The 6,560-nt window shown below is 30.0% G+C and carries 6 protein-coding genes; all 6 read right to left on the bottom strand.

The window, feature by feature from the left end; translation table 11 throughout:
- Positions 1-167 precede the first annotated feature (167 nt).
- A complete protein-coding gene (locus ACTG3S_RS09210) occupies positions 168-584 on the bottom strand; it encodes a CBS domain-containing protein (protein ID WP_439129068.1) in 417 nt (138 codons plus the stop codon).
- A 293-nt stretch (positions 585-877) separates the two neighbouring features.
- Positions 878-2,488, bottom strand: coding sequence for a phosphoenolpyruvate carboxykinase (ATP) (gene pckA / locus ACTG3S_RS09205; protein WP_439129067.1), 1,611 nt, complete (start codon positions 2,486-2,488; stop codon positions 878-880).
- Between the two features lie 141 nt (positions 2,489-2,629).
- A complete protein-coding gene (gene madM, locus ACTG3S_RS09200) occupies positions 2,630-3,379 on the bottom strand; it encodes a malonate transporter subunit MadM (RefSeq protein ID WP_439129066.1) in 750 nt (249 codons plus the stop codon).
- Between the two features lie 2 nt (positions 3,380-3,381).
- A complete protein-coding gene (gene madL / locus ACTG3S_RS09195) occupies positions 3,382-3,756 on the bottom strand; it encodes a malonate transporter subunit MadL (RefSeq protein WP_439129065.1) in 375 nt (124 codons plus the stop codon).
- 11 nt (positions 3,757-3,767) lie between these two features.
- Entirely contained in the window at positions 3,768-5,243 is a 1,476-nt protein-coding gene (locus ACTG3S_RS09190; RefSeq protein ID WP_439129064.1) for an acyl-CoA synthetase, read from the bottom strand.
- 42 nt (positions 5,244-5,285) lie between these two features.
- The gene (locus tag ACTG3S_RS09185; RefSeq protein ID WP_439129063.1) at positions 5,286-6,557 is read right to left on the bottom strand and encodes an SGNH/GDSL hydrolase family protein; all 1,272 of its coding nucleotides are present in this window, start codon (positions 6,555-6,557) and stop codon (positions 5,286-5,288) included.
- Between the last annotated feature and the right edge of the window lie 3 nt (positions 6,558-6,560).

Here is a 6,560-nt window from a genome sequence, read left to right as displayed (position 1 = left end):
TTAAATGCAGCCATGATTTCCGGTGAAAGAGCAGCATTAGGTGTAATACAAACGTTAGAAGATGGTTTAATTGTAGATGAGCTAACCTCTGAATATCAATAAAAAAAGAGGCCCTATTACAAAGCCCCTTTTTAAACTACTATTACTAACTCAAAAAACTCTATAACTTATAACTGTTCTATTAAAAACTTAATTAAATCTGTTGTTGTAACAATACCAACTAATTCGCCATCTTTGGCAACTGGTAGTGCATGAAATTCTTTTGCCGCTAACAATTCAGAAACCTCTTTTATGGTCGCATCTGGGTCTACAACTGTTACATTTTTAGCCATTACTTGTTTGATTGTAAACATATCGTAAACAAAAGTATCTACATTGTTTTCATCATCTGATATATCTGCAAAACTAATTCTTAAAATATCTGTATAACTTAGCATCCCTAATATTTCTTTATTTCTAACGACAGGAATGTGTCTAATTTTATTTTTTTTGAAAAGTTTTTCCGCTTTTTCTAAAGTATCAGAAACGCTTAAAGTAATAACCTCGGATGTCATTATGCTTGCTATGGGTGTTCGTTTTTTCATGATATCTTCATTTAGAATTATATTTCAAATTTCAGAAAAAATCTCACTTTAAAAGATGATTTTTATCAGTCTTAAACAACTAATTTTCTAGTACTTTTATAGTTGTATGGGCACAAAAAAACTCAAAATTTTACAATTTTGAGTTTTTTTGTGAGCTCAACAGTCAAAATTTATAACTTTTTTGAGGATATTCATGATTTAAGTTTAATTACAAAAACATAGATCTAAAAAAAACTTGTAAACTTTAAGCTTTTAGTTAAAGTTAGTGAAAAAATAATTGATTTAGTCTTATATTAAAATGCATATCGATGAGGACCTCCTCTTCGTATTTCTTCATTTGCAAAGTCTTCAAATTGTTTAAAATTAATTCTAAATGCATTTGATAACTTAAAAGCAGCTTTGTAATAAGCTTCATCATTATTCCAAGTAGCTCTCGGACTTAATAATTCGGTTGGTACTCCAGGACATGTTCTTGGTTGTGCTACTCCAAAAACAGAGTGAATATGGTAATCTTCGTATCTATAACTCCCTAAATCGCCATTTAAAACTGCAGCAATCATTGCTCTTGTATATTTTAATGGCATTCTTCTTCCTATGCCATATTGCCCACCAGACCAACCTGTATTAATCAACCAAACATTAACATTTGAATCTTTCATTTTCTTACTAAGCATTTCTGCATATTTTGTAGGATGTAAAGGCATAAAAGGTGCACCAAAACAGGCAGAAAAGCTAGGTGTTGGTTCTTTAATACCTGCTTCGGTTCCTGCAACTTTAGCTGTATATCCAGAAATAAAATGATAAGCTGCTTGGTTTGGTGTTAGTTTAGATATTGGAGGCAACACTCCGAAAGCATCCGCAGTTAAAAAGAAAATATTCTTTGGATTTTTACCAATAGAAGGTTGTTTGATATTTTCTATATGATCTATTGGATAACTAACTCTGGTATTTTGCGTGATTGAAGTGTCTGTAAAATCGACAACCCCATTTGTATCCATAACCACATTCTCTAGGATAGCGCCTTTTTTAATGGCTCCAAAAATCTCTGGCTCTTGTTCTTTTGATAAGTTAATCACTTTTGCATAACAACCGCCTTCAAAATTAAAAACGGTGTTTTCTGCTGTCCAACCATGTTCATCGTCACCAATTAAACTTCTTTCCGGATCTGTAGAAAGGGTTGTTTTACCGGTTCCAGAAAGTCCGAAGAAAATAGCTGTATCTCCATTTTTACCAACGTTTGCAGAGCAATGCATTGGCAGGGTGTTTTTGAATATAGGAAGAATAAAATTTAATGCAGAAAAAATTCCTTTTTTAATTTCGCCTGTATATCCTGTTCCGCCAATTAGTGCAATTTTCTTTGTGAAATTTAAAATAACAAAATTGTGTTGTCTTGTTCCGTCTACTTCTGGATCTGCCATAAAACCGGGTGCATTTACAACGGTCCATTCTGGTTCAAAGTCTTTAAGTTCGGCTTCTGTTGGTCTTAAAAACATGTTATAGGCAAACATATTACTCCAAGGAAACTCGTTGACAACCCTAATATTTAACTTGTAATTTTCATCTGCACATGCATACGAATCTCTCACAAATATTTCTTTGTTAGAAAGATACGCTGTTACTTTAGCATATAGAGCATCAAACTTATCTGTATCAAAAGGAAGATTAATATCACTCCACCAAACTTCGTCTTTGGTTATTGCGTCTTTAACAATAAAGCGATCTTTGGGTGAACGCCCTGTAAACTCACCTGTGTTTACAGCGATAGCACCTAAAGAAGAAACCTCTCCTTGTTTCTTTTTAATAGTTTCATCAAACAATTTGTCTGAAATTAACTGATATTTAATTGTTGCATTTTTGATTCCTAAATTATTTAACGACTTATCAATAAGCTTATTATGACACATAAATTCTAAAAATTTAATATTTTTATTTTATTGTTTTTTAACAAAATCTTAAATATCATTTTGTTGTTTCCTTGCTTTATATTTAACTAATAGATATACTTAATACCAATAAATACAAAAGCCTTTTTAAAGGTTTTATTTTTAACCGAAAACAAAGCTTATGATTATATAAAATACAGAAGGGCACAACAAACATCCGAGTCCTGTATAAAAAGTAGCTGTCATAGCTCCATAAGGAACTAATTTTGGATCTGTAGCAGCCAGACCTGCAGAAACACCACTTGTTGTTCCCATTAACCCTCCAAAAACAATAGCCTCATGAGGATTGTTTAAATTTATTCTTTTAGCTAAGAAAGGTGTCAATATAGTAACACATATTGTTTTAAAAACTCCTGTAGCAATACTAATTGCAATTACTTCTGAACTAGCTCCTAAAGCATATCCTGTTATAGGTCCCACTATATAAGTACATGCACCTGCTCCTATTGTTGTAAGACTTACTGGATCTGTATATCCATAACAAAAAGAAATAAATACTCCTAAAAAAAAAGAAAAAGAAACTCCTACAAATAAAGATATTACCCCGGCCAAACCAGCATCCTTAATTTTTTTTAAATCTGTATTCATAGCAGTTGCTACGACAGAAAAATCTCTTAGCATAGAACCACCTAATAAAGATAAACCTGTAAAAGTACTAAAGTCACTAAGACCTTTTTTTTCACCAAAAAAAGCCAAACCTAGCGCTATTATTATAGCTACAGCAACACTAGGGATATAAGATTTGAATAAATATTTAGATATGTAAAAGGAAAATAACATTAAAAGACCAACACATAAAAAAGCAACAATTAATCCGTTTTTTGAAATGATATTTTGTAAAATGTCTATCATTATTATACAGAATTTGATGTTTTATTCTTGCCTATTTTTGAAATTATTGGAACTAAAAAATAACCTATAAAAACAACAAAAAAACCAACTAAAATCGCTGTGTAACCCCCATTCCAAGCAGCTTTTACATTTTGTGTTGCAGACATAGCTATTACAATTGGAATGTACATTGACCCCCAAAAAACAATTCCTCTTTTAGTTTCTTTTTTAAACAAGTTTCTTTTTTTAAAAAAATTGGTTAAAAAAATGAGATATACCATAGAAAAACCAACCCCCCCAAGATCTCCATCAATATTTAATAAATTACCTAATAAACTTCCAGTAAACTTTCCTAATAAAAAAGAAAATGAAAGAATTGCAACACCATAAATTTTCATATTTGTAGTATTTAAAATAACTTTTTAATTTCATTCTTAACAACCTTCCCCATAACATTTACAGGTAACTCTTTTTGAATATTATATTTTGTAGGTATTTTATAAGATGGCAACTTTAACTTTAACCACTCTTTTAACTCATCTATAGAAATTGATTTAGTATTAATAACTATGCAAACTGCAATAATTTCTCCCCATTCTTCATCTGGCAAACCTACTACACCACAATCTGCAATATATTTATATTTCCTTAGTACTTCTTCTATTTCTAACGCAGAAACTTTATATCCTCCATTCTTAATTATGTCTACTGAATTTCTGCCTAATATCTTAAAACTTCCTTCTTGAAAAATTGCAATGTCTCCTGTCTTAAACCAATTATCTTTGGTAAAACTTTCTTTAGTTTCTTTAGGTTTATTCCAATACTCCTTAAACACATTATTTCCTTTAACCTGTATCTCTCCTGGTTCTCCTATTTTAGATATTTTACCATTATCTTCTGCTATCCTTATTGATACTCCTTGCAATGGCTGCCCTATATGTCCTGGTTTTCTTTTACCTCTATAAGGATTGCTAATTGCCATCCCAATCTCAGTCATCCCATACCTCTCAAGAAGAGTATGTTTACTTATTGATTTCCAATATTTAAGAACGCTTACTGGTAGTGCTGCAGAACCTGAAACCATTAATCTAAAATGTTCTAAAGTATTTGATATTTCTTGTTGCTCATTTTTAGGTAAAGTTTTCCAGAAAGAGATAAGTTTATAATAGATAGTTGGTACTGCCATAAAAATATTTATCTCTTTATTTTTAAATAAATCAAAAACATCTTTCGCATTAAATTTTGGTAAAAACTCGCAACAAGCGCCAGACCATAATGCACATAAAGTTATATTTACAATACCATGAACATGATGCATAGGTAAAACATTTAATATATGATCTTTTTTCTCCCATTCCCAACTTTTAATTAATGTAACAACCTGACTTTCTATGTTTTGATGAGTAGACACTACTCCCTTTGGAGCTCCTGTAGTTCCACTTGTATAAATAATCATAGCTCTTCTATCTAAAGAAATAACTGGTAGAGATCCAAAAATATTTGTAAAAGACTCTGCTTTAATACATCTAATATTATTGTTATTAAGAACAGGTTCTAATAAATCTTTATATTTTTCACTGTAAATCAAAACAGATGTATTTGTATCATCTAATACATATTTTATAGACTCTAAAGGATGTTTTACGCATAATGGAACAGCGATACCTCCAGCTCTCCAAATACCCCATTGAATAGAAACATAAACAAAACCTGGATCAACTAAAAAAGTTACTCTCTGTTCATTTAAGTCTTTTTTACCGGCAAGTAAATCAACTGCTATTGATTCTGATTTATTTAAAAGTGTTTGATATGAATACTGTCTATTATTACTTTTTACACATACTCTTTCTAAATGCTTGTGTGCATTTTTTACTATTCCCAACATTGTATTAATGGATGTTAAATTTATAAGAAACCTTTAATTTACTTAGTATTCAAGATTATTTAGAATAAGTTCTTGTGACTTTTCTATATTTAATACTAATAGACTCTGAGCCTCATTAGATATTTTTTTGTCCTGAGTTAATTTTGTTAGTGAAGCAAAAAAATCTAAACTAGACTGAATAATTTTCTTATTAAATAAATTAATTACTTCATCTTTATTTATTGAGGAGCGATGAAAAGATAAATCTTTAAGTTCTATCGATTTTGAAGTTCCCCCAAAATAAAATTTCGAAGGACTTAATCTTTCTTCGACTTCGCCAATATTTACACCATTTAAATATAAAATAGATTTTTTATTTGCAAAACTATGAGATAAAACTAGGTGATTCCATTTATCTTTATACCTATCAAAAAGCACAGATATGGTTTTATATTTTAAGTTAAACCCTTTAATTGAAATTGAGTTCTGTTTGTTACCTTGAACAAAACCAGCAATACTTCCATCTTCCATTTTTTTAAATCTAAAACTTAATGTAAAAGAATGAACAGTATTATTTTTAAGATCTAATAAAAGAGGTGCTTGTTCTGATTTTTTATTTTTAAGAGTTATATAACTAGGATTATAGTCATAAATTGGAGTTTTTTTTCCAGCTAATAAGGCGTCAAATAAAGAGGGAACAATAGTGTAAGACATTTCTTTATGCCCTAGGTTATTTGGATGCCAAGGGTCATTTACAAAACCATCAACCCATTTACCTTCATAATTATCTATAGCACCTAAAACATTAATACTAGGGTATTTCCAAGTATTAATAATTTCATTCATTCTTTTTGTAATCCTGTAGTGGTTTTCATCAAATAAAGAATGTGCATAACAATTTACGATAACAGGTTTTATTCCCTGATTGTATAGAGAGTCAGAAAGTCTTAGCAATCTACTTCTAAACTGTTCTAAAACTTGTTCTCTACCATTTTGGTCTACCTGTTTTCTCAATCCCTCATTACCTAGTGATAAACCGATTACAACTATCTTTGGTTTTGTGGGGTACAATTTTTTTGATAATCTATCAAACTTCTCTAATTTTATTGTATTATCTCCATTAGTAGAAACATTATAATATTTGTATTTAAGAGTATCTATAACGTTACTGTTATAAAACATCCATGCATACCCTTGATCATTTTTTGCACCATATCCCTTACATACAGAAGAACCAAAAAAAGTTAAATTAACTTTTGATTTATTCTGAGTGAAAGAATAGAAGGAAAAAAAAATACAGGAAACTAATATTGATAATCTATTTATTTTTAACAAATC

Origin of the sequence: Polaribacter sp. (genome assembly GCF_965656025.1) — a bacterium.
GTDB lineage: Bacteria > Bacteroidota > Bacteroidia > Flavobacteriales > Flavobacteriaceae > Polaribacter.
This window is presented reverse-complemented; position numbering and strand designations above follow the sequence as displayed.